Source organism: Botrimarina sp., from assembly GCF_040219535.1.
Classification (GTDB): domain Bacteria; phylum Planctomycetota; class Planctomycetia; order Pirellulales; family Lacipirellulaceae; genus Botrimarina.
Genome location: NZ_JAVJSH010000012.1, coordinates 43009 through 64507, shown reverse-complemented (window position 1 = coordinate 64507; position 21499 = coordinate 43009). Strand labels below are relative to the sequence as shown.

The 21499-nt window shown below is 69.9% G+C and carries 24 protein-coding genes; 22 read left to right on the top strand and 2 right to left on the bottom strand.

What is annotated here, in order from left to right; all coding sequences use genetic code 11:
- Positions 1–116 precede the first annotated feature (116 nt).
- The 18 genes from rplR to RIC11_RS04265 all read left to right on the top strand — a co-directional run bounded on the left by rplR (position 117) and on the right by RIC11_RS04265 (position 14908).
- Positions 117–485, top strand: coding sequence for a 50S ribosomal protein L18 (rplR, locus tag RIC11_RS04350; protein ID WP_350208738.1), 369 nt, complete (start codon positions 117–119; stop codon positions 483–485).
- 74 nt (positions 486–559) lie between these two features.
- Complete coding sequence (gene rpsE, locus RIC11_RS04345; protein WP_350208736.1) at positions 560–1063, top strand: 30S ribosomal protein S5; 504 nt, start codon at positions 560–562, stop codon at positions 1061–1063.
- Complete coding sequence (gene rplO / locus RIC11_RS04340; protein ID WP_350208735.1) at positions 1060–1572, top strand: 50S ribosomal protein L15; 513 nt, start codon at positions 1060–1062, stop codon at positions 1570–1572. Before rpsE ends, rplO begins: the two co-directional genes overlap by 4 nt.
- Before the next feature lie 206 nt (positions 1573–1778).
- Positions 1779–3146 (top strand): preprotein translocase subunit SecY, encoded by a 1368-nt coding sequence (secY, locus tag RIC11_RS04335; protein WP_502879376.1) that lies wholly within the window; start codon positions 1779–1781, stop codon positions 3144–3146.
- A 149-nt stretch (positions 3147–3295) separates the two neighbouring features.
- Positions 3296–3859: an adenylate kinase gene (locus RIC11_RS04330; RefSeq protein WP_350208731.1), complete on the top strand. Its 564-nt coding sequence runs from the start codon at positions 3296–3298 to the stop codon at positions 3857–3859.
- A gap of 233 nt (positions 3860–4092) precedes the next feature.
- Positions 4093–4905: a type I methionyl aminopeptidase gene (gene map, locus RIC11_RS04325; RefSeq protein ID WP_350208729.1), complete on the top strand. Its 813-nt coding sequence runs from the start codon at positions 4093–4095 to the stop codon at positions 4903–4905.
- A 485-nt stretch (positions 4906–5390) separates the two neighbouring features.
- Positions 5391–5504 (top strand): 50S ribosomal protein L36, encoded by a 114-nt coding sequence (gene rpmJ / locus RIC11_RS04320; protein ID WP_350208727.1) that lies wholly within the window; start codon positions 5391–5393, stop codon positions 5502–5504.
- Positions 5505–5735: 231 nt separating this feature from the next.
- Positions 5736–6119 carry a 30S ribosomal protein S13 gene (gene rpsM / locus RIC11_RS04315; protein ID WP_350208725.1) on the top strand — a complete coding sequence of 128 codons (384 nt, stop codon included), beginning with the start codon at positions 5736–5738 and terminating at the stop codon, positions 6117–6119.
- A gap of 180 nt (positions 6120–6299) precedes the next feature.
- A complete protein-coding gene (rpsK, locus tag RIC11_RS04310) occupies positions 6300–6692 on the top strand; it encodes a 30S ribosomal protein S11 (protein ID WP_350208723.1) in 393 nt (130 codons plus the stop codon).
- Between the two features lie 121 nt (positions 6693–6813).
- Complete coding sequence (gene rpsD, locus RIC11_RS04305) at positions 6814–7440, top strand: 30S ribosomal protein S4 (protein ID WP_350208721.1); 627 nt, start codon at positions 6814–6816, stop codon at positions 7438–7440.
- A gap of 133 nt (positions 7441–7573) precedes the next feature.
- A complete protein-coding gene (locus RIC11_RS04300) occupies positions 7574–8566 on the top strand; it encodes a DNA-directed RNA polymerase subunit alpha (RefSeq protein ID WP_350208720.1) in 993 nt (330 codons plus the stop codon).
- A 115-nt stretch (positions 8567–8681) separates the two neighbouring features.
- Positions 8682–9398 carry a bL17 family ribosomal protein gene (locus RIC11_RS04295; protein ID WP_502879370.1) on the top strand — a complete coding sequence of 239 codons (717 nt, stop codon included), beginning with the start codon at positions 8682–8684 and terminating at the stop codon, positions 9396–9398.
- Positions 9399–9576: 178 nt separating this feature from the next.
- A complete protein-coding gene (locus RIC11_RS04290) occupies positions 9577–10164 on the top strand; it encodes a hypothetical protein (RefSeq protein WP_350208718.1) in 588 nt (195 codons plus the stop codon).
- A gap of 197 nt (positions 10165–10361) precedes the next feature.
- A complete protein-coding gene (locus RIC11_RS04285; protein WP_350208716.1) occupies positions 10362–11294 on the top strand; it encodes a hypothetical protein in 933 nt (310 codons plus the stop codon).
- 205 nt (positions 11295–11499) lie between these two features.
- Positions 11500–12537 (top strand): class II fructose-bisphosphate aldolase, encoded by a 1038-nt coding sequence (gene fba, locus RIC11_RS04280; RefSeq protein WP_350208714.1) that lies wholly within the window; start codon positions 11500–11502, stop codon positions 12535–12537.
- Positions 12538–12639: 102 nt separating this feature from the next.
- A complete protein-coding gene (locus tag RIC11_RS04275; protein ID WP_350208712.1) occupies positions 12640–13218 on the top strand; it encodes a Uma2 family endonuclease in 579 nt (192 codons plus the stop codon).
- Positions 13215–14099, top strand: a complete 885-nt coding sequence (locus tag RIC11_RS04270; protein ID WP_350208710.1) for a sulfurtransferase — start codon at positions 13215–13217, stop codon at positions 14097–14099. The genes RIC11_RS04275 and RIC11_RS04270 overlap by 4 nt, the downstream gene beginning before the upstream one ends.
- Positions 14096–14908 (top strand): DUF3891 family protein, encoded by an 813-nt coding sequence (locus RIC11_RS04265; protein WP_350208708.1) that lies wholly within the window; start codon positions 14096–14098, stop codon positions 14906–14908. The genes RIC11_RS04270 and RIC11_RS04265 overlap by 4 nt, the downstream gene beginning before the upstream one ends.
- Positions 14909–14920: 12 nt before the next feature.
- Here RIC11_RS04265 and RIC11_RS04260 read toward each other — a convergent pair whose 3' ends face one another.
- Positions 14921–16771 (bottom strand): cation:proton antiporter, encoded by a 1851-nt coding sequence (locus tag RIC11_RS04260; RefSeq protein WP_350208707.1) that lies wholly within the window; start codon positions 16769–16771, stop codon positions 14921–14923.
- A 268-nt stretch (positions 16772–17039) separates the two neighbouring features.
- Here RIC11_RS04260 and RIC11_RS04255 point away from each other — a divergent pair, with 268 nt between their 5' ends.
- From RIC11_RS04255 to obgE, 4 genes are all read left to right on the top strand, one after another.
- Positions 17040–18065, top strand: a complete 1026-nt coding sequence (locus RIC11_RS04255) for a hypothetical protein (RefSeq protein WP_350208705.1) — start codon at positions 17040–17042, stop codon at positions 18063–18065.
- A 94-nt stretch (positions 18066–18159) separates the two neighbouring features.
- The gene (rpmA, locus tag RIC11_RS04250; protein ID WP_350208703.1) at positions 18160–18456 is read left to right on the top strand and encodes a 50S ribosomal protein L27; all 297 of its coding nucleotides are present in this window, start codon (positions 18160–18162) and stop codon (positions 18454–18456) included.
- A gap of 118 nt (positions 18457–18574) precedes the next feature.
- Positions 18575–18931 (top strand): four helix bundle protein, encoded by a 357-nt coding sequence (locus RIC11_RS04245; protein WP_350208701.1) that lies wholly within the window; start codon positions 18575–18577, stop codon positions 18929–18931.
- A gap of 63 nt (positions 18932–18994) precedes the next feature.
- Complete coding sequence (gene obgE, locus RIC11_RS04240; RefSeq protein ID WP_350208700.1) at positions 18995–19993, top strand: GTPase ObgE; 999 nt, start codon at positions 18995–18997, stop codon at positions 19991–19993.
- 16 nt (positions 19994–20009) lie between these two features.
- On the opposite strand, the gene RIC11_RS04235 is transcribed toward obgE, so the two are convergent.
- Positions 20010–21323, bottom strand: a complete 1314-nt coding sequence (locus tag RIC11_RS04235) for a GAF domain-containing protein (RefSeq protein ID WP_350208698.1) — start codon at positions 21321–21323, stop codon at positions 20010–20012.
- Positions 21324–21499: the final 176 nt, after the last annotated feature.

The window sequence follows — 21499 nt, the reverse complement described above, 5'->3', positions numbered from 1 at the left end:
AAGCAAACGAACCGACCCCGGGTCGAAACGAGCCCGTCGAAACGAGCCCGTCGAGACTAGCCCGTCGAGACTAGCCCCAGGGCCGCCGCCGGCGGCCGCCGCAAGGTCACACGAGAATGGACAAGCAGAAAGCCCTTGGCAAGCAACGCACGCGGCGGCGGTTCCGCGTCCGGAAGCGCACGCGTGGCGACGCCGAGCGTCCGCGGTTGTGCGTGACCCGCTCGCACCGGAACATCGGTGTTCAGGTCATCGACGACGAGACCGGCCGCACGCTCGCTTCGGCGTCGACGCTCGACAAGCAGCTCAGCGGGCAGGTCAAGTACGGCGGCAACGCCGAAGCGGCCGCCGCCGTCGGCAAGGCGATCGCCGAGCGGGCGACCGCGGCCGGCGTGAAGGAGGTCTGCTTCGACCGCGGGCCCTACAAGTTCCACGGCCGCGTGGCGGCCCTGGCCGAAGCGGCCCGCGAAGGCGGCCTCCAGTTCTGACCCGTTAAACAACTCAAGCGGCGGCAACGGAGCTAGCGCCTCCGGCCGCCGGCCTCCAGCCTCCAGCCTTTCCAATGGCCCGCGACCGACGCGACAACCGAGAACGCCAGCAAGGCGAGCTCTCCGAGAACGTGGTGAAGATCAAGCGCTGCAGCGCCGTCGTGAAGGGCGGCCGCCGCTTCAGCTTCGCCGCGTTGGTGGTGGTGGGCGACAACAAGGGCAAGGTCGGCCACGGCTACGGCAAGGCCAACGAGGTGCCGCCGAGCGTGGAGAAGGCCCGCAAGGCCGCCATGCGCAACATGATCACCGTGCCGATGGAGGGGTCGACCATCCCCCACACGGTCAAGGGCCGCTTCGGCGGGGCCGAGGTGATCCTGGTGCCCGCGTCGGAGGGCACCGGCGTGATCGCCGGCGCGGCGGTGCGGGCGGTTTGCGAGTCGGCCGGCATCCACAACATCCTGACCAAGAGCTTCGGCTCGAATAACCCGTTGCCGCTGGTCAAGGCCACGCTGGAGGCCCTCAAGCAACTCCGGCCGAAGTCGAAGATCGAAGAGCTGCGAGGAGTGACGCTGCCATGATCCTGAACGACGTAAACCGCGGCATCCACAAGAACCGCAAGCGCAAGCGGATCGGCCGCGGCCCGGGATCGGGCCACGGGAAGACCGCCGGCCGCGGCCACAAGGGCGCCGGCTCGCGGGCCGGTTCGTCGCCGCACCGCATGTTCGCGGGCGGCTCGACCGCGCTGTGGCAGCGCATCCCCAAGCGCGGCTTCAACAACAAGTGGGCGAAGACCGTCGTGGTCGTGAACGTCGGCGAGATCAACGACGCGTTCGCCGACGGCGACGAGGTCACGCCCGAGGTCCTCAAGGCGAAGAACCTCGCGAAGGGCCGCTTCGACGAGCTGAAGATCCTCGGCGAGGGCGAGCTGACCAAGAAGCTCACGGTCAGCGCCCACCGGTTCAGCAAGTCGGCTGCCGAGAAGATCGAGAAGGCCGGCGGCTCGATGGTCGTCGTGCCGGGCAAGACGCCCGTCGCCGAGAAGCAAGGCAAGACCCCCAAGAAGGCCGCCGCCGCCGGCGGCGAGTGAGACCCGGCCGGGCGTGCGTGCCGGGCGGCTCGCAGCGGGCCCGGGCGGCTCGCAACGGGCTTGCCCTGGGCCGTGCGGTCCGCCTAGCTTTTAGGTTTTGCCGATCCCCCCCCGGGGGCGTCGGGGCCGAGTCCGCCGTGCTCCGCACGCCCTGTGCACCGCACGCCGGCCCGTCCGCCGCCGCCCGCCGCTGGCCCCCCGCCGACATGTTCGAGAAGCTCCGCGTCATCTGGCAGATCCCCGAGTTGCGTCGGAAGATCGGCCTCACGCTCTTGATGCTGGCGATCTACCGGATCGGCTTCCAGATCAGCCTGCCGGTGGTCGACGCCGACGCGCTGGCGGAGTTCCAAGGGAGCTCCGGCGGTCTGAACAGCCTGCTGAAACAGGTGGCGGTGCTGTCGGCCGCGCAGCTGAACAACCTGACAATCTTCGGTCTGGGGATCATGCCGTACATCTCGGCGTCGATCATCTTCCAGCTGCTGGGGAGCGTGATCCCGCAGCTGGAGGCCTTGCAGAAGGAGGGCGAGGCGGGCCGCAAGAAGATCAACGAGTACACCCGCTACGCGACGGTGGTGCTCTGCCTGATCCAGAGCGCGTTCTTCGTGCAGTCGTTCGGCGCGTCGCAGGGGCTGATCGCGGCCGAGTTCACCTACCCGGAGACCGGCGCGCTCACGTGGGGCTGGTTCATCGTGTCGGTGCTGACGATGACCGCCGGAACGATCTTCTTGATGTGGCTCGGCGAGCAGATCGACGAGTACGGCATCGGCAACGGCATCAGCCTGCTGATCATGGCCGGCATCCTCGCGCAGATGCCCGCTGCCGGGTACACGCTGTACGAGCAGTCGTCGATGACGCTCGGCGACACCGGCGGGCTCGACCCGCCCAAGCTGCTGATGCTCGCCGCGATGTTCCTCGCGGTGGTCATCGGCACGGTCTACATCACCCTCGGCCAGCGCCGCATCACGATGCAGAGCGCCAAGCACCAGCGCGGCCGCCGGGTGATGGGCGGGGGCAAGAGCTACCTGCCGCTGAAGGTCAACCAGGCCGGCGTGATGCCGATCATCTTCGCCAGCAGCCTGCTGATGTTCCCCGCCCTGGCGCTGCAGCCGCTGGCGCAGATGGCCACCCAGAGCTGGGACGAGGGCGCCTGGGCCCGGTCGTTCGTGATCGGCCTGAACGAGGCCTTCCAGCGCGACACGTTCATCTACAACCTGGTGTTCCTCGCGCTGATCTACTTCTTCTGCTACTTCTGGACGGCCATCACCTTCAACCCGAAGGACATGGCCGACAACCTGAAGAACTACGGCTCGTTCATCCCCGGCTACCGCCCCGGCAAGCGGACGGCCGACTACCTAGAGAAAGTGATGTTTCGCATCACGTACGTGGGCGCCGGGTTCCTCGCGTTGATCGCGATCATCCCGACGCTCATCGTGATGTGGCTGAACGTCGACTGGACGGTCGCCATGTTCTACGGCGGCACAAGCCTGCTGATCGCCGTGAGCGTCGCGTTCGACCTGGTCCAGAAAATCGACAGCCACCTCGTAATGCGTAACTACACGGGCCTCCTGGACTAATTCGGGAGGTTGCGCAACCGCGCCGTGGGGGATGCGCTGTGCGCCGGTCTACAATGGCCGATCAGCGGCGCGGCCGGCCACGACTCGGCCGAGCGAAACGGCCGCTCGCCGCGGCCACGCGGCGCACAGCCGCAACGGGAGGGCCCAACATGCGAGTCGTCTTCATCGGGCCACCCGGCGCCGGCAAAGGCACCCAGTCGATCCGGATCGCCAACCTGCTCGGCGTGACCCACCTGTCGACCGGCGAGGTGCTCCGCAGCTCGCGCGACGCGGGCGACGAGGTCGGCGCCCAGGCCGCCGAGTACCTGAGCGACGGCCGCCTGGTGCCGGACGACGTGGTCATGCGCTTGGTGACCGACCGCCTCAGCGACGCCCAGAGCAAGCGGGGCTACGTGTTCGACGGGTTCCCGCGGACGCTCCCCCAGGCCAAAGCGCTCGACAAGCTGCTGTCCGATCGCGGCGCGCCGCTCGACGCGGCGATCCAGTTCGTGGTTCCCGAGGACGAGCTGCTGCTGCGGCTCACCGCGCGCGGCCGGGAAGACGACACCGAAGAGACCATCCGCGAGCGGCTGCGGTTCTACAACACGCTCACCACGCCGCTGGTGGAGTACTACGAGGGCCGCGGCGTGCTCCGCCGGATCGACGCGGTCGGCTCGCCCGACGAGGTGTTCGACCGCGTGCGTGAGGCGCTGGACACGCTCCGCGTCGCGTGAGAGAGTTCCTCTCTAGCGAGGGGCGAGCCCACGCGGCCCCGCGGCGGAGCGGCTCGGATCGCCCCCCCGGCGTTTTCCGCTGTGCCCCCCGGGCGAGCGGCGGGCCTCGCGCCGAGCCGCCACGCGGCCACACGCGGCCGAGCCCCCGCCGGGCGCGCCCACCGCGTGTCGGCGCCGGCGCCGCCCGTTCCACCGATCCACCACACCGCCCCCGGCCAAGGCGACCGCTAGGCGTGATCCAGCTCAAGAGCGAACGCGAGATCCGCCTGATGCGCCGCTCTGGTTTGGCCGTGTGGAAGGCCCACCAGATCGCCCGCGAGATGGTCCGCCCCGGCGCGACCACCCGCGAGATCGACGCCGCGATCGCCGAGTACTTCCAGAGCCGCGGCGGCACGCCGCTGTTCTTGAACTACCCGAACCACGAGGAGGGCAAGCCGGACTTCCCCGCGGTCACCTGCATGTCCAAGAACGAGGCCGTCGTCCACGGCATCCCCGACGACACGCCGCTGGTGGAGGGGGACATCCTGTCGCTCGACACGGGCGTGCGGATCGGCGGCTGGTGCGGCGACGCGGCCTACACGTACAAGGTCGGCGAGGTCGACCCACCGGTGCAGCGGCTGCTGGACTGCACCCAGGCGGTGCTCGACCTGGCGTTCGACCTGCTGCACACCAAGACCCGCTGGAGCCAGATCGCGTCGACCATGGCCCGCTACGTGAAGGAGCACGGCTACAGCTCGGTCGAGAACTTCGTCGGCCACGGGATCGGCCGCAACATGCACGAGGACCCCCAGGTGCCGAACTTCGTGAGCCGGTCGCTCCGCGGGCGGGGGGACTTCCGGATCGAGCCGGGCCTGGTGATCGCTGTGGAGCCGATGGTGAACATGGGCACGAAGCAGGTGAAGCTGCTGCGCGACCACTGGACCCAGGTCACCAAAGACGGCAAGCCGAGCGCCCACTTCGAGCACACGATCGCGATAACGAAGAACGGCCCCCGCCGCCTGACCGAAGCGCCCCGCGACGACGAATGGGAGCTGTTGGAGGATTAGCGGGTGGCGGAGGCCAGTAGCCAGTAGCCAGTAGCCAGTAGCCAGCAACAGGGGGCCCCTCTTTTAGGAGAGCCTAGCGGCGTCAGCCTTTAGACAGCCCCTAGCGGCGTAAGCCCTAGGAGAACGCGCCGCAGGCCGGCCAGCGGCAGCAGGGAGGGTACGGGCGGCGCTGCAAAACTCTTGCCAACAGGGGTTGAACCCCGTGGCCGGAGTCGCCTATCATCCTCGGTTCTCTACACCTCCCGGCCCCACGCAGGGGGCGCCGCACCTGGGGAAGGCCCCCGTGGGGCCGAGCGGCCGCCTGCGACAGGCAGGCCGGGGGAGTGAGGCGAGCCACACGAAGCGCCCCCGCTCTAGGCCCCGAGGCCGGGCTGGCGGGCGCCCGAGCCGATCCTCGGCCGGGCGCCGCGAGAAGGGCGGGGCGATGAATTCACCGGGCGGGTCGGAGCAAGCCTCCCCCCGCTCGGCAACCCACCGATCGAGCGATGAAAGTCCGAGCGAGCGTCAAGCGGATCTGCGCCAAGTGCAAAGTCGTTAAGCGGCGGGGCGTGGTGCGCGTCGTTTGCGAGAACCCCAGGCACAAGCAGCGTCAGGGCTGAGCGGTTCCGCCGCCGGCCGGTTCTTCCGCCGGCCGGTTGCGACCCGGCCAGGCGTTGTCGCCGGCCCGTTGCGGCCCGACTACCTGCGACCCCACTACCCGTTGCGACCCGGCGAAGCGAGGAGTTCCGCTGAGCCCGACCCGCAGGCGCCGGCCGGCACGCAACCGATCGGCGCTGATCCGTCATCCAGATAGCAGCACTACCAACCACCGCTCACACGAGCCGCGACCTATGCCCCGTCTGCAAGGCGTCGACATCCCCGGCGACAAGCCGAACCTGATCTCGCTGACCTACCTGTACGGCGTCGGCCCGCGGATCGCACGCGAGCTGTGCAACAAGGCGGGCATCGACCCGCACGCGCGGGCGCGGGAGATGACCGAGGACGAGGCGGCCCGGATCGCGGCCTTGCTCGACAAGGATTACACGGTCGAGGGTCAGCTCCGCCGGCAGGTGAGCCAGAACATCTCGCGCCTGCGGGACATCGCCTGCTACCGGGGTTTGCGCCACCGCCGCGGGTTGCCGGTGCGGGGCCAGCGGACGAAGACCAACGCCCGCACGCGCAAGGGCCCCAAGAAGACCGTAGCCGGCAAGAAGGGCGTGAAGGACCTCCGCTGAGGCCCCGTTCGGCCGACGACAGGGCCGCCAAAGAACGACAGGGCCGGCAAAGAAAGGGCCGCCAACGACAGGGCCACCAACGAAAGGGCCACCGAAGCCAGAGCTCGCCCCGGGGCGGGGCGAACCGTTTTCCCGACGCAACGTTACACATCAAGGCGCCCCAGAGGGCGTGAGACCAGCGTGGCAAAGACGACCAAACCCGATTCGCGTCGCCGCACGCGCCGCAACATCGCCGTCGGCGTGGCGTACATCAACGCGACGTTCAACAACACCACGGTGACCATCACGGACACCAAGGGCGACACCCTCTGCTGGGCCACCTCGGGGACCAGCGGCTTCAAGGGGAGCCGCAAGGCGACCCCGTTCGCCGGCCAGTGCGCGGCGCAGCAAGCCGCCGAGAAGGCGAAGAAGTTCGGCATGCGGGACGTCGACGTGAAGGTCAAGGGCCCGGGCAGCGGTCGCGAGAGCGCGATCACCGCGTTGGAGGCCGCCGGCCTGAAGGTCAAGTCGATCGAGGACATCACGCCGCTGCCGCACAACGGCTGCCGGCCGCGGAAGAAGCGCCGGGTCTAATCGGCCTGGCGCGAGTCGCTTCCCCGCGACAGTTCGAGTCAGGTTCGCTCCGAGGGCTGGCGCCCTCGGCTCCGGTTCCCCCACTACAGCCTACAGCCCAAAGCCTACAGCCTCCCTTTCAATGGCTCGTTACACCGGACCCGTCTGCCGTTTGTGCCGCCGCGACGGCATGAAGCTGTTCCTCAAAGGCATCCGCTGCGATTCGGCGAAGTGCGCGTTCGAGCGCCGCGAAGGCCCTCCCGGCCAGCAGCAATCGCGTCGCGGCAAGATGACCGACTACGGCCAGCAGCTCCGCGAGAAGCAGAAGGTCAAGCACTACTACGGGGTGCTCGAGAAGCAGTTCCGCCTGTACTTCCAGAAGGCGGAGCGGTCCAAGGGCGCCACGGGCGACGTGCTCATGACGCTGCTGGAGCGTCGGCTGGACAACGTCGTGCACCGGCTGGGCTTCGGCGTGAGCCGCTCGCAGGCGCGGCAGCTGATCCACCACGGGCACATCACGCTCAACGGCCGCAAGTGCACGATCCCGTCGGCGCTGGTCCGCGCCGGCGACGTCGTCCGCGTGAAGAACCGGGCCGTGAGCCTCGACGCGGTCCGCGCCGCGCAATCGGAGAATCAGAAGTCGATCCCCGACTACCTGGCCGTGACGGAGAGCCAGGTGCCCGAGGGGATCGTGGGCCGGCTCCCTTCGTCGGAGGACGTCTCGCTGCCGATCGACACGCAATTGATCGTCGAGCTCTGCTCGCGTTAACCGCGCGACGCCGTCGGCCGCCAACGCGTGGCCGACCGCCCGACGCGCCCGATCCGTCGCTCGATTCGAACAAACAGCCGACAGCCGACAGCCGACGGCCCAGAAACACACAGCCGCCCCGAAGGAGACCCCGATGCATATCCGTTGGCGTGGACTCGAGTTGCCCAGCATGGTCACCTGCGAGCAGGAGACCCTTTCGAGCACCTACGGCAAGTTCGTCGCCGAGCCGTTCCACCGCGGCTTCGGCGCGACCGTGGGCAACAGCCTCCGGCGCGTGCTGCTGTCGAGCCTCGAGGGCAGCGCGGTCACGCAGATCAAGCTGCACAACGCCCAGCACGAGTTCACCACGATCCCGGGCGTGCTGCAGGACGTGACGGACATCGTGCTGAACGTGAAGTCGCTGGTGGTGAAGAACCACCTCGACTCGACCAAGGTGCTCCGCGTCGAGAAGAACTCGGCCGGCGACATCCTGGCCGGCGACATCGAGACCGACGAGTCGGTCGAGGTGGTCAACAAGGACCACGTGGTGGCCACGCTGACCGACGACGTGCCGTTCGTCATGGAGATGGTCATCGAGAACGGCCGCGGCTACGTGCCGGCCAGCGAGCACTCCGCCGGCGTGCAAGAGATCGGGATCATCCCGGTCGACGCGATCTTCAGCCCCGTCACGCGCGTGCGTTACGAGGTGGAGGAGACCCGCGTGGGCCAGAAGACCAACTACGACAAGCTGACCCTCGAGATCTGGACCGACGGCTCGGTCGGCCCCGAGATGGCGATGGTCGAGTCGGCCAAGATCCTCCGCAAGCACCTCAACCCGTTCGTGCAGTACTCGGAGCTCGGGCCGCAGGTCCGCTCGCCGGCCCGCTCGGCCGCCACGGGCGGGCTCGACCCGGCCGTCGAGGCGAAGCTCAACATGCCGATCGCCGAGCTCAACCTCAGCGTCCGCGCGGGCAACTGCCTCGAGTCGGAGAACATCCTCACCGTACGCGAGCTGGTCACCCGCACCGAGGACCAGCTGCTGGAGGTCCGCAACTTCGGCGAGACCACGCTCACCGAGGTGCAAGAGAAGCTCCGCAACCTGGGCCTGCACCTGGGCATGCGGGTCTCGGCGCCGGTGAGCGTCTGAGACAATGAGCGTCTGAGACAATGCGGCTCGCGGCTGGCGGCTGTCAGCTAGAGCATCAACCTACGTAGTCCCGTCGGCCCAGGGCCGACAGCCAACAAGCCGATAGCCAAACGCCATGCGTCACCGCCGTCGAGGCCGCAAACTCGGCCGCAACCCGAGCCACCAGCGGGCGCTGCTCCGCAGCCTGGCCAGCGCGCTCATCCTCACCGAGCGCGACATGGAGGACCTGCGGTTCATCGACTTGGAGTCGGAGCCGAAGGTGCCGGGGCGCATCGTCACGACAATCAGCAAGGCCAAGGAGGTCCGCCCGCTGGTCGAGAAGTGCGTCACGATCGCCAAGAAGTCGCTGCCCGCCGCGCGCAAGGCGGCCGAGCTCCAGCCGTCCGCCGCACGCGGCTCCGACGAGTGGAAGAAGTGGCGCGAAGGCGACGGCTGGCGCGAGTGGAACGCCACGATCGCGCCGACCGTCGCGGCCCGTCGCCGCTGCCTGAAGCTGCTGGGGGACAAGAACGCCGTCGCGGTGCTCTTTGAAGAGGTCGCCCCGCGCTTCGAGGACCGCCCCGGCGGCTACACCCGCGTGCTCCGGCTGGCCCAACCCCGCCTGGGCGACGCCGGCACGCAGGCGATCCTCGAGTTCGTCGGCAAGAACGACCGCGTCGTCGAGAAGTCGGCCAAGCCGGCCTTCGCCGCCGACGACGACGAGCCGGAAACCGCCGGCACGCCCGCCGAGGAAGAAACGGCCGCCGAGGAGTCCGCCGCCGAAGCGGCGCCCGCCGAGGAAGCCTCCGCCGAAGAAGCCTCTGCAGAAAAGGGCGACGAGAAGAAGGCCTGAGCTACTCGGTTCGGCCAGCAAACGACAACGGGCGGCGCTTCCTATAGGGACGCCGCCCGTCTTCTGCGCCCCCCCGGCCGTAGTGGCGTGGCCCCGTGGCGGGCGGGACGCTTCAATAGGTGGCGGGCCGGCGGGCGCCGCCGACGGTTGGGAAGCTACAGATCGCGGAGACAAAGCCGTGGCGCTCGACTTCACCGCCGAGATGACGCGGCTGTGCCGCGACCTGTGCCGGCGGGTCGAGGAGCTCTCGCACATCGACATGGACCGCGTCGCCGTGGGGTACCGCCAGGCGCGGACCCGCGCGACCCACGGCTTGCAGGCGTCGCTCACGCCGCTGCGGTTCGAGGGGGGCGCCACGACCGGCCGTGTCCGCCGCCGCTGGTACGCCTGCCCACGTGTCGTGGCGCCCTGCGGGCGAGAGTGCCTGTACTTGCTCAACTTCTACCTGCCGCGGTTCTTCGACCACCCGCTTGAGGAGCGGCTGACGACGGTCGTCCACGAGCTGTGGCACGTCTCGCCGGGGATGGACGGCGACCTCCGGCGCCACGAGGGGCGGTGCTACGCTCACGGGCCACGCCAGAAGGGCTACGACGCGAACGCCGCGCGGCTGGGGCGGAAGTGGCTCGCGGCCGACCCGCCGGCCGACCTCTTCACGTTGCTGGAGTCGGACTTCGCGGAGCTGCTAGCGAGCCACGGCGCGGTCGTCGGGGACCGGTACGCGACGCCCAAGATGGCGCCGCTGCCGCCGCGCCGCGCGGCGGGCTGAGCGGCCCCGCCCGCCGAGTCTTCGCCGCTCTCGGCGTTCTCGGCTCCGCCTTCGGCAGATCGCTGAGGTTGGCCGTCTGTTTTCAGCCGTAAACGACGCACGGGCCCTGGCGGTCTTGCTCGGCGAGGTAGCGGCCGCTACGGTCCGCGCGGCGGCGCCGGAGCCCGTCGCCCCCGGAGCTTCCCCACGAGTCCCGCATGCGCCGCCGGTCGCCACCGCTGCTTGCCGCCGCCGCGATGGCGTGGGTCGGCGCGGTGCTGGTCGCGGCGGCTCTGGTTGGCGCGGCGGGCTGCGGTTCGATGCTGATCGTCGACAGCGACCGGCCGCTGCCGGTCGGCTCGCCCCTGCGCCCGGCGGCGCCGTCGCCCGACGCGGTGCGGATGGAGATCTACTGGGCGACGCTGCCCCCCAGCGCGGAGGTCGACGACCAGGCGGAGCTGTGGCGCTTCGTGCAAGAGGAGCGCCTCGACGAGGCGCTCCGCATTGCGCTGCGGCGCAACGGTTTCAGGGCGGGGGTCGTGGGGGGCGTCCCTTCGCGGGAAGTCGTCCGCCTGCTCAACCCGGCGCCGGCCGTGGCCGACGACGCGGCCGCTCAGGACCAGGGCGCGAAGCTCACTGCGCCGACCGGTGTGAAGAAGACCGAGCGCTCGGTGCGGCCGGGCGAGCCGATTCTGCTCGACGCGTCGGGGCTGGTCGCGCGGACCACGCTGTTGCTCAACGAGTCGGACGGCCCGGTCGGCGAACCGTTCGAGCAGGCCCGCGCGGTGTACCGCTTGGAGGTCGACCCCCAGCCCGGCGGGGGGCACACGGTGTCGCTCGCGCCGGAGGTCCACCACGGCCAGCCGCGGATGCGCTACGTGGCCGACGGCGCGGCGATCCAGTACCCCAAGCCGATGCAAGAGGAGCGGGCTTTCCCGAGCATGCGGATCGAGGCCTCGCTGGTCGTCGGCGAGATGCTGCTGGTCACCAGCCGCGGCGACTATTCCGACAGCAGCTTGGGCGCGTTCTTCCACCGCGCCGACGGCGAGGTCTCCGGCGAGCGGAAGGCGATCGTCGTGCGGCTCGTGCAGGCGCCGTTGCCGGCGGGCTTCGCCGCCGCCGCCCGCGACCCGGACCGGCCTGAGTTCTGACGCGGCTGCGCCGCCTGGGGGCTCGCTTCGTGGCCGCGGGGGGGTCGGCTGACCCTCGCGGTTGGGCGCTCGTCGCGGTAACCTTGTGGTTGGACCTGGACAGGCGGCGCCGTGGCCAGGCCGGCCGGCCCCGCACAGGTTTGTCGCCTGTGGCAAGCGAGTCAGCCCGTTCGAAGCAAGCAAGCAAGAAAGAGGAGAGTCTCCGATGCCCCTCGTGCCGATGCGTCTGCTGTTGGACCACGCCGCCGAGAACGATTACGGCCTGGCCGCGTTCAACGTGAACAACATGGAGCAGATCCAGGCGATCATGGAGGCCGCCGAGGAGACCGAGTCGCCGGTGATCATCCAGGCGTCGCGTGGCGCGCGGAAGTACTCGCAGGACGCGTACCTGCGGCACTTGATGCTGGCCGCGGCGGAGCTGTACCCGAAGATCCCGATCGTGATGCACCAGGACCACGGCAACAGCCCCGAGACCTGCCAGAGCGCGATCGACAACGGCTTCACGAGCGTGATGATGGACGGCTCGCTGAAGGAGGACGGCGCCACGCCGGGCGACTACGACTACAACGTGAAGGTCACCAAGGAAGTCGTTAAGTCCGCGCACAAGCAGGGCGTGAGCGTCGAGGGCGAGCTGGGCTGCCTCGGCTCGCTGGAGACCGGCGGCGGCGAGCAAGAGGACGGCCACGGCGCGACCGAGGCCCTCTCGCACGACCAGCTGCTCACCGACCCGGACGAGGCCGAGCAGTTCGTGAAGGACACGGGCGTCGACGCGCTGGCGGTCGCCATCGGCACCAGCCACGGCGCGTACAAGTTCACGAAGAAGCCCACGGGCGAGGTGCTCGCGATGGACCGCATCGTCGAGATCAACAAGCGGCTGCCCAACTGCCACCTGGTGATGCACGGCTCCTCGAGCGTCCCGCAAGAGCTGCAAGACATCATCAACAAGTACGGCGGCAAGATGAACCCGACCTACGGCGTGCCCGTCGAAGAGATCCAGAAGGGCATCAAGCACGGCGTGCGGAAGGTGAACGTCGACACCGACAACCGCATGGCCATCACCGGCGCGATCCGCAAGGTGTTCGCCGAGAGCCCCGAGAAGTTCGACCCGCGCGACTACCTGAAGCCGGCCCGCCAGGCGATGAAGGAGGTCTGCGTAGCGCGGATGACCGCCTTCGGCCAGGCGGGCAACGCGGGGAAGATCGAATGCAAGTCGATCGGCGACTTTGTGAGCTATTACAACTGAACAGAAAGGCTGTAGGCCTTAGGCCGTCGACCGCAGCAGCCGGCGGGGCTCGGACCCGCCGGCTGTTTTGCTGCGCGGGGTGGGGCCGGGTAGACTTGCCTCATGAGCACCGCCGAACTCAAGCCCGAGGCCCCCGAGCGGCTCGTCACTGCCGAGGAGTTGCTGCGCAAGTACAGCGGCGTCGTTTGTGACTTGATCGAGGGGAGCGTGCGTACGATGTCGCCAACCGGGTGGGGCCACGGGTCCGTCGAACGTCGTATCGCAACGGTGCTCGGCGACTTTGTCGACGAACACGCTCTGGGCGACGTCGGAACCGGCGAGGTCGGCTTCCTGATCGAACGGGACCCCGACACCGTGTTGGCGCCCGACGTGGCGTTCGTCAGGCAGGAGAGACTTGACGCAGTCGGGCTCATCGAAGGGTACTTCCCCGAGGCGCCGGCGCTCGTCGTCGAGGTGACATCGCTACACGACACCGCCGAGCACGTCGACGACAAAGTCCGTCGTTGGCTCGCCGCCGGGTGCGAGATGGTCTGGGTGGTGTACCCGCGTGGCAGATCGGTGACCGTTTACCGCTCGCTCGAGAATGTCCGCATCCTCACCGGCGACGCGGTCCTCGACGGCGGCGGCGTCGTCCCCGGGTTCTCCCATCCCATCAGCGAGTTCTTCAAAGGCATCCCATGAGACCAGCGCTGTGCGTCGTGTTGCTAGTGATCGCCGCGGCGGGTGAGGCGGCCGAGTACCCGCGGCCCGAGCTGCTCGTCGACCCGGCAGAGCTGATCGACCACGCGTTCGGCCGAGAGACGAGCTTCTCCGAAGCGGGAGTCGCGCTGATCGACGTGAGGCCACCCGGCGGGGACGGCGAGATCGCCCTGCGGGGCGCGCGGCGCATCGACGTCGGCGAGTGGAAGCAAGCGTTCCGCGACGGCGAGGGCGCCGCGGCTTGGAGCGAGCGGATCGGCCGCGTGGTGCACCACCCCGACGCGACGGTCGTCGTTGTCGACGACGGCGTCACGCCCGACGCGGCCCGCGCTTGGTGGATCCTGAAGTACTGGGGCGTCGAGGACGCGCGCCTGGCTAACACGAACGCCGGCCAGCTGCGACAGGCCGCGCTCCGCATGGCGCTCAGCAGCCACCAGAGGACGCCGCCGCAGGCGCCGTTCGTCGCCAAGGCGCACCCCGAGCGCCTCGCCACGCGGGGCGAGGTCCGCGCGTCGGCCGTTGGCGGCGGGCAGGCGGTCTGCCTCGTCGACACACGCTCCGATGACGAGGTCCGCGACGGGAAGATCCCCTCGGCGGACCACGCCGAGTGGTCGCGCTTCGTCGACCCCCAGACCGGCAAGATGCGCCCGGCCGATGAATTGAAACGGCTGCTAAGCGGCGCCGGGTTCGTCCCGACCGAGCCCTCGATCGCGTACTGCCGATCGGGCGGGAGGGCGTCGGTCGTCGCGTTCGCGATGGAGCTGATGGGGGGAGAGCGGGTCGCCAACTACCACGGCAGCTGGAGCGACTGGTCGTCCGACCCCACGGCGCCGGTCGAGAAGCCCGCCCCCGCGGCGCCATGATCCGTCGCGAAGCCAAGCTCGCCGACGGCCGCCCCGGCTGGCTGTTGATCCCGCAGCAGGAGCACGCGCGGCTGAGCTACGAGCTAGCCGCCGCGTGGGGCAACGACGACACGCCGCCGCTGGTTTGCCCGCCCGAGGAGCCCGGCCACCCGCTGGCGGGCGTGCGGGCCGAGCTGCTCGAAGCGATCCGCCGCCACGACGACGGTTGGGCCGCGTGGTGGGACGCGCCCGGCTTCGACGCGGCCGGCAAGCCCTACGCGTTCACCGAGATGCCCACCGCCGACGCGCAGCGGGTGTGGGACGGGTCGATCGAGTCGTGCGCCCCTGTCGGGCCGCTCGCCGGTTGGGTCGTCGCGTCGCACTTCGCCGCCCTGCAGTCGAAGCACGACGACGACTACCCGGAGTGGGCCGGTTGGCTCGAGCGTGTCGACGGCGCGCGAGCGGAGTGGCTCGAAGCGTGGCTCGCCGCCGGCGAAGGGCACACGCGCGAATTGGCCGACCGCTGCCTTTCGTTGCTGCAGACTTTCGATTGGCTGAGCTTGTGGCTCTGCTGCTACTGCCCGCTGGAGACCCACGATCAATCGATCGTCGAACCACTCCGGATCGGAGGGGACCACCCCGGGGCGCCGCAGACGTGCTTCGATTCGCGAGGGCCGGGGCTGGTCGGTGTAGCGCCGTGGCCGTTCCGCAGCCGTGAGTTGTCGCTGCACGCCGACGCCCGCCTGACGCCGGCCGACGCGCCGCAGAGTCACAGCGGATCGCCCGCGCGTGCCGAGCGGCGGTCCGTTGGCTGGACCCTCCGGCCGTGAGCCGCGACGCGCTCACCGCAGGATGCCGCTCTCGCCGGCGCTGAAGCCGCCCTCCGGCGGGTCGATCAGGGCCAGGATCTTGCCGCCGGCCTTGAGGTCGAGCGACTGGTCTTCGGCCGCGATCCGCATCCGCCCCGGCTCGGGGAAGGTGAACAGCACGAGGGCCGTGTCGCCGTACTTCTTGCGGAAGTCGGCGATCGTGAAGTCCTCGCTGAGGGTGGTCTTCTTCAGCTGCGCGCCGGCCTCGGACCGGCGGCGGAGTTCTTCGAACGTGAGCCCCTCGCCGAACAGCAGCCGGCCGCGGAGGTGCTGGGGGATCCGCCGGTGCCGCTCGCTGGTCTTCTTCGAGGGGGCGAGCTGGTACACGTTCTCGCTGCCGAACAACTCGCGGAACTCCATCGCGGCGATCGAGTTGACCTCGTCGTTGGGGGTCATGGCGATCATCCTGCCGATGCCCCCCAGGTCGAGCCCCTGCATCACGAACTCGCTGCCGATGCTCGCGTAGTGCGCCCTGAGGCCGTTCATCCGCGCGGCGGCGACGTTCTGCGGGTTGGTGTCGACCAGCAGGGTGGGCACGTTCTCGTTGCCGAGCGCCTCGGCGATCTGTCGGGTGAGCAGCCCGGCGCCGGCGAAGAGCACGCCCTGCGGGTCCTCGCGCGAGAGGCCGAGCTTCCGCGCGACGGGGCCGAGGGTGAGCCCGTAGGTGAGCACCGTGCCGACGATCACCAGGAAGGTGGCCAGCACCAGCTTCTCCCCTTCTTCGGCGAGCGGCGTGCCTTGCAGACGCAGGGCGAAGAACGACGCCACGGCCGCGGCCACGATCCCGCGCGGGTGGATCCACGAGAGCAGCAGCCGCTCGTTCCGCGACAGGTCGCTGCCGACGGTCGCCAGCAGCGTGGCGATCGGGCGGATGACGAGGATCAGCGTGGCGACAAACGCCAGCCCGCCCCAGCCGATATCGCGCACGTCGTCCCAGCCGACCTGCACGCGCGACGAGAGCACGATGAACAGCACGGCGATCAGCAGCACGCGGAGGTTCTCTTTGAACTCGATGACGTGCTTTATCGAGGCCCTGGTTTGATTGGCGACGATCACGCCCAGCGCGGTCACCGCGACCAGCCCGGATTCTTCAGCGATCGCGTTGGACAGCGCGAACACCAAGACCACCACGCCGAGCACGATCGGGTTCTGCAGGTAGTCGGGCACCAGGTACCGCTGGAGCATGTAGATGATCAGCACGGCCGCCGCGCCGCCGAGCGCCAGGCCGACGACCGCGGTCCGCAGCAGCATCCACGACGAGTCCCAGGCGACGTGGTCGCCGACGCCGTGGGCGACCACTTCGAACACCAGCGCGGCCAGCACCGCACCGATCGGGTCGTTGACGATCCCTTCCCACTTGATGACCGACCCGATGCGGCCCGTGGGGCGCACCTGGCGCAGCAGCGGCAGCACGACCGTCGGGCCGCTGACCGTGAGCAACGCGCCCAGCAGGGTCGCCATCGGCCAGGTGAACCCCATCATCACGTGCGCGGCGTACGCGGAGCCGACCCAGGTGACCAGCAGGCTGACGGTCACCAGGCGGAGCACGACCGCCCGGGTCTCCTTGATCTCGCGGAGTTGAAGGCTCAGGCCCCCTTCGAAGAGGATCACGCCGACGGCCAGCGACACCAGCGGCAGCAGCGGCCCGCCGCCGCCGTCGGAACCCATGCCGAGGTTGTCTTCGGGCGGGCCCACGCCGAGGCCCAGGGCGAAGCCGAACACCAGCAGCAGCACGATCGCCGGCAGCTTGGTCCGCCACGCGAGCCACTGCGCGCCGACGCCCAGCGCCAACACGACCGCTAAGTAGATCGACGTGTTGCTCAAGGGTTCGTCCGGGCCGTGGTGGCGAGTACCAAAGGCGGGCAGCGCGGCGGGGGCGGCCGTAGGCCCACTGTATGACCGCACGCCGCGTCGGGCGCCAGCGTGGCCCCGGCGACCGTTGTAACCGGATCACCGCGGCCCTGCTGCGCCGGGCCGAAAGTTGCCCGGGGCACGGGGCCCAACTAGGATTGATGCTCGAGGACCCCGCCCGGCGCGGGGCCCGCCGCCGCCTCGCGCAGCCCCTCCACGACGCCCCCTGCGGGCGCCCGCGATGCCCGCCTCCCGCTTTGCCCGCTCGATCCGCCTGTCTGCCCTCGCCGCCGCGGCGTGCCTGGCGGGGGGCGTCGCTCCGATGGCCTCGGCTCAGCCGTCCGGCCAGTCCGGCTTGGATCAAGCCACCTCCGCGGGCCCGGGAGTCACCGCACCGACCGACCCCAGCGCCGTGCTGTCCGCCCCGCGGCAGTTCGCGCCGGGCGTGGAGACCGTCATCCCGACGACTCTCGATCCGGCCGAGACCATCACGCGGCACGACCTGGTCGAGATCCGCGCAGACAAGTCGCTGGAGTGGACCCCCGCCCTCGTGCCGGAGCAAACGCTCTACACCAACGCGTTGGGGGCCCGCTTCCCGCGGACCATCTGGCAACTGGACTTCGGGTTCAAGCCGCTGCGGATGATCCGCTTGGTCGACGAGGAGGGCAACCAGCAGTTGGTCTGGTACTTGATTTACCGCGTGCGGAACACCGGCGAGGCGCTGCGGCCCACTTCGAGCGAGGAGAACGGCGAGTTCAGGGCCGAGACCGTCGCGTCGGGCCCGATCCGCTTCCAGCCGCACTTCGTGCTGCAGGCCCACGACGTCGCGCCCGACGGCGGGAAGCTGTACCGGGCGTACCTCGACAAGCCGTTGCGGCAAGCCGTGGAGTCGATCCGGCGCCGCGAGACGCCCGGCCGCCAGCTCTACACGGCCACGACGATGCCCTTGGAAGAACTCGCCGAGGGGGAGGAGCGTTGGGGCGTGGCGATGTGGACCGACGTGGACCCCGAGATCGACTTCTTCAGCGTCTTCGCCCGCGGGCTGACCAACGTGTACGACTGGGTCGACCCCGAGGGGGCGTACAAGCCGGGCGACCCGCCGGGGACCGGGCGGGAGTTCGTCCGCAAGGTGCTCCAGCTCAACTTCTGGCGCCCCGGCGACCGCTTCTTGCAGCACGAGGGCGAGGTCCGGTTCGGTGTCGCGCCGGGCAAGGCGGACCTCTATGGCGTGGAGGAAGGGGTTGAATATGTGTGGGTTTACCGGTAGTCTCCGGGGCTCGCTGTTACCGATCCAACCCGCCGTGCGCCCGCTAGCAAGCCCCCAAGCAGAGCGGCCGCCCGGCCCAGCCCGATCTCTCGAGATGGCTCACAAGAAGGGACAAGGCTCTAGCCGCAACGGCCGCGACTCCAACGCGCAACGACGCGGCGTAAAGAAGTTCGGCGGCGAGCACGTCATCCCGGGCAACATCCTGGTGCGGCAGCTCGGCAACAAGTGGCACGCCGGCAAGAACGTCGGGCAGGGGAAGGACTTCACGCTCTTCGCGCTCTCCGAGGGCCACGTGCTGTTCGACCAGAAGGGCCGCCGGATCAACATCGTGAGCAAAGAAGCCTACGAGGCCGACGTCGCGTCGAAGCAGACGGCCGCCGCCGCAAACTAGGCCCGCCGCTGATCCAACGCAAGGACGCGCCGCTTTGTGGCGCGTTCTTTTTTGCGCCGGCGGAGGCGGCGGAGGCGCTAGTTCGGAGGCGCTAGGCGCTAGTTTTCCGGGGGCAGCCGTGGCCGGTTATCAGGAGCTGAAGGTTTGGAAAGCGTCGATGCGCTTCGCGTTGGACGTGTACCGCGTCACTTCCGGCTTCCCTGCTGAAGAGCGGTACGGGCTTACTAGCCAGCTGCGGAGGGCTTCCGTTTCGATCCCATCGAACATCGCAGAGGGGCACTGCCGCGACGCGCCGGGCGACTTGGTCCGTTTCTGCAACATCGCTCTGGGGTCGCTAGGTGAGGTAGAGACCCAACTCTTACTCGCGCGCGAACTGGGATTTGTCGATCGCGGAGCGAGCGAAGGCTTGCTCCAGCAAGCCGAGCAGATCGGAAAGATGCTCCGAGGCCTCATCCGCTCCATAAAACGTCCCTAGCCGCGGCGCCCAACCCCACACTCTCCAACTAGCGCCCAGCGCCTCCCAACTAGCGCCTCACAAGTGTTTGTCGACCGAGTTACCGTCGAAGTCGAAGCCGGCAAGGGGGGCGACGGCTGCATGTCGTTCCGCCGCGAGAAGTACGTGCCGCGCGGCGGCCCCGACGGCGGCGACGGCGGCAGCGTGGTCGTCGTCGCCCAGGAGGGGGTCGACAGCCTGCAAGAGCTCGTCCACCGCAAGCACTGGCGCGCGAAGAACGGCGTGCCCGGACAGGGCGCCAACCGGCACGGCGCCAACGCCGACGACCTGACGATCCACGTGCCGCCGGGCACGATCGTGCGCGACGAGCGGCACGGCCTCGTGCTCCGCGACCTGTCGGCCGATGGCGACTCGCTGGTCGCCGCCCGCGGGGGCAAGGGGGGCAAGGGCAACAGCCGCTTCAAATCGGCCACCAACCAAGCCCCGCGGGAGTTCACTCCCGGCTCGCCGGGAGAGCGACGCACGCTCACGTTCGAGCTGAAGCTGATCGCCGACGTGGGCTTGCTCGGCATGCCCAACGCGGGCAAGAGCACGCTGCTGAGCCGCGTGAGCCGCGCGCGGCCGGAGATCGCCAACTACCCGTTCACCACGAAGCGGCCCAACCTGGGCATCGTCGGGATCGACTGGGACCGCCAGTTCGTCATGGCCGACATCCCGGGGCTGATCGAGGGGGCGAGCGAGGGGCACGGCCTGGGGCACGAGTTCCTCCGCCACGTGGAGCGCACGCGCGTGCTGGTCCACCTGGTCGAGCCCGACCCGGCGGACCAGTCGGACCCGATCGAAAACTACCGCGTGATCCGCCACGAGGTCGACGCCTACGGAGAGCGGCTCGGCGTGGACCTCGCCAGCCGCCCCGAGGTGACCGCCGTGAGCAAGTGCGAGCTGCCCGGCGCCGACGCGATCCGCCAGCGGCTCGCCGAGGAAACGGGCCGCGACGTGCTCGCCTTTAGCTCCGCCACCGGCGAGGGGCTCAAGCCGCTCCTGGAAAGCGTGTGGCGCGAGCTGGCGGCGGCGCGGGAATAGCCACAGCGCCGGTTGCTTACTCGCGCCGCAGCGCGACGGCCGCGAACACGTCGTCGCCGCCTTGCGACGCCAGCCGACGCAGGCAGCCTTCGGCGGTCATCTCGCGGTGGGCGTCGGACGTCGCCGCGCGGAAGATGTCGCCCAGCCGGCGCTCGGCCAGCGGGCTGGTCAGTCGCGGGTCGCCGGCCACCAACACCAGCCGTCCGCGGACCGGCAATTCGAACGCCCGCGGAGCGTACGCCGCGTCGGGCTCGAGCCAGCCCAGCGGGATCAGTTCGCCGGAGTGGGCGTCGGTCGACGCCGCGCGCACGGCGAGCGCGATCGCCGGCCCGGCCACCGCGTAGGAGCCGACTCCTCCCAACCCGGCCTCGCTGTCCTCGGGGCGCTCGACCAGCGCCGCCGCGACCGCGAGGCCTTCGCCGGCCAGCGGCGACGCTTGCAGCGCGACGTTCAGCCGCGTGAGCAGCTCGCCCGCGTCGCCCGACCGCATCGCCGCCAGGGGGGCTTCGGACAGCAGCCACTCGACGGCGCAGCGTTGCGTTGCGGTCGTGCTGTCGGGCGCATCGATCGCCGCGACGCTGATCGACAGCAGCCGGCCATCGGCCAGTTCCCAACAACCGGCGGAGCTGAGCCCCTCGCAGTGCGGCGCCGCCCAGGCGGCGGCTTCGACCGGCGCGACGCTGGCCGACACCGGGGCGGGGCAGGAGGCTTGCGATCCTTCGACCAGCGGCTCGCCGCCGAGCGGGTCGGATGTCGGAGCGTCGGCCCCGAATCCCGGCTGATAGAACCGGGCCCCGTGAGCATGAGCGGGGGCTTCGCCGAGCCGCTCGATCTCCAGCGCCAAGCGGCCGGCGATGATCTCTGCGAGCTCGGCGGCCGTGTCGGGGATCTCTCGTGGCTGCGGAGACATCATCCAGAACACGCCGTAGACCTTGCTGTCCGACGCGACCGGCACGCAGATCGCGCTGGCCGGCTCGGGGGTGGGCAGCTCCCAGCCGATCGCGTCGGTGCGCTCCTCAAGCACCACCGCCCCGCCCGCCAGCGCGGCGACCTCGGCCGGGGCGTCGGCCAAGCGGCGGTGCTTTGTCGCCGGGCCGGCCGCCAGGGGGCCGTTCTTCTTTGCCCAGCGGGCGGCGAGCTGGATGTTCTGTGTGGCGTCGTCCAGCAGCCAGAACTCGGCCGCCGCGAAGCCGCCCGACTCGGCCATCACGCCCCGGGCCGCCCCGCGCAACACGGGCCGCACCGCCGCCGCCAAGCGGTCCGAGAGCCCGCCGGGCAGGGCCGCGTACTGGGAGTCGGTGGATTGGAGGCTCGCTAGCGGTTCGGTCATCGGGGGTCGCTGGGCTGGTCGCGCGGTGATCGGGCGGCGGCAATCTCTGCGTAGATTGCCTGTTTTGACGCCGCTAGGCGCTCTATCGGCCCCTGGCGTGGCGGAGGCTGCCGCTGCAGGAAAGTTTGCCGGTTTTTCCGGCTAGCGATTCCGGCGATGCTGTACCGCCCCCGCCC

What these genes read in the sequence shown, in the direction of transcription:
- rplR (WP_350208738.1), top strand. Translation starts at nt 117, where the DNA reads ATGGACAAGCAGAAAGCCCTTGGCAAGCAACGCACGCGGCGGCGGTTC.
- rpsE (WP_350208736.1), top strand. Translation starts at nt 560, where the DNA reads ATGGCCCGCGACCGACGCGACAACCGAGAACGCCAGCAAGGCGAGCTC.
- rplO (WP_350208735.1), top strand. Translation starts at nt 1,060, where the DNA reads ATGATCCTGAACGACGTAAACCGCGGCATCCACAAGAACCGCAAGCGC.
- secY (WP_502879376.1), top strand. Translation starts at nt 1,779, where the DNA reads ATGTTCGAGAAGCTCCGCGTCATCTGGCAGATCCCCGAGTTGCGTCGG.
- RIC11_RS04330 (WP_350208731.1), top strand. Translation starts at nt 3,296, where the DNA reads ATGCGAGTCGTCTTCATCGGGCCACCCGGCGCCGGCAAAGGCACCCAG.
- rpmJ (WP_350208727.1), top strand. Translation starts at nt 5,391, where the DNA reads ATGAAAGTCCGAGCGAGCGTCAAGCGGATCTGCGCCAAGTGCAAAGTC.
- rpsM (WP_350208725.1), top strand. Translation starts at nt 5,736, where the DNA reads ATGCCCCGTCTGCAAGGCGTCGACATCCCCGGCGACAAGCCGAACCTG.
- rpsD (WP_350208721.1), top strand. Translation starts at nt 6,814, where the DNA reads ATGGCTCGTTACACCGGACCCGTCTGCCGTTTGTGCCGCCGCGACGGC.
- RIC11_RS04300 (WP_350208720.1), top strand. Translation starts at nt 7,574, where the DNA reads ATGCATATCCGTTGGCGTGGACTCGAGTTGCCCAGCATGGTCACCTGC.
- RIC11_RS04295 (WP_502879370.1), top strand. Translation starts at nt 8,682, where the DNA reads ATGCGTCACCGCCGTCGAGGCCGCAAACTCGGCCGCAACCCGAGCCAC.
- RIC11_RS04285 (WP_350208716.1), top strand. Translation starts at nt 10,362, where the DNA reads ATGCGCCGCCGGTCGCCACCGCTGCTTGCCGCCGCCGCGATGGCGTGG.
- fba (WP_350208714.1), top strand. Translation starts at nt 11,500, where the DNA reads ATGCCCCTCGTGCCGATGCGTCTGCTGTTGGACCACGCCGCCGAGAAC.
- RIC11_RS04275 (WP_350208712.1), top strand. Translation starts at nt 12,640, where the DNA reads ATGAGCACCGCCGAACTCAAGCCCGAGGCCCCCGAGCGGCTCGTCACT.
- RIC11_RS04270 (WP_350208710.1), top strand. Translation starts at nt 13,215, where the DNA reads ATGAGACCAGCGCTGTGCGTCGTGTTGCTAGTGATCGCCGCGGCGGGT.
- RIC11_RS04265 (WP_350208708.1), top strand. Translation starts at nt 14,096, where the DNA reads ATGATCCGTCGCGAAGCCAAGCTCGCCGACGGCCGCCCCGGCTGGCTG.
- RIC11_RS04255 (WP_350208705.1), top strand. Translation starts at nt 17,040, where the DNA reads ATGCCCGCCTCCCGCTTTGCCCGCTCGATCCGCCTGTCTGCCCTCGCC.
- rpmA (WP_350208703.1), top strand. Translation starts at nt 18,160, where the DNA reads ATGGCTCACAAGAAGGGACAAGGCTCTAGCCGCAACGGCCGCGACTCC.
- RIC11_RS04235 (WP_350208698.1), bottom strand. Translation starts at nt 21,323, where the DNA reads ATGACCGAACCGCTAGCGAGCCTCCAATCCACCGACTCCCAGTACGCG.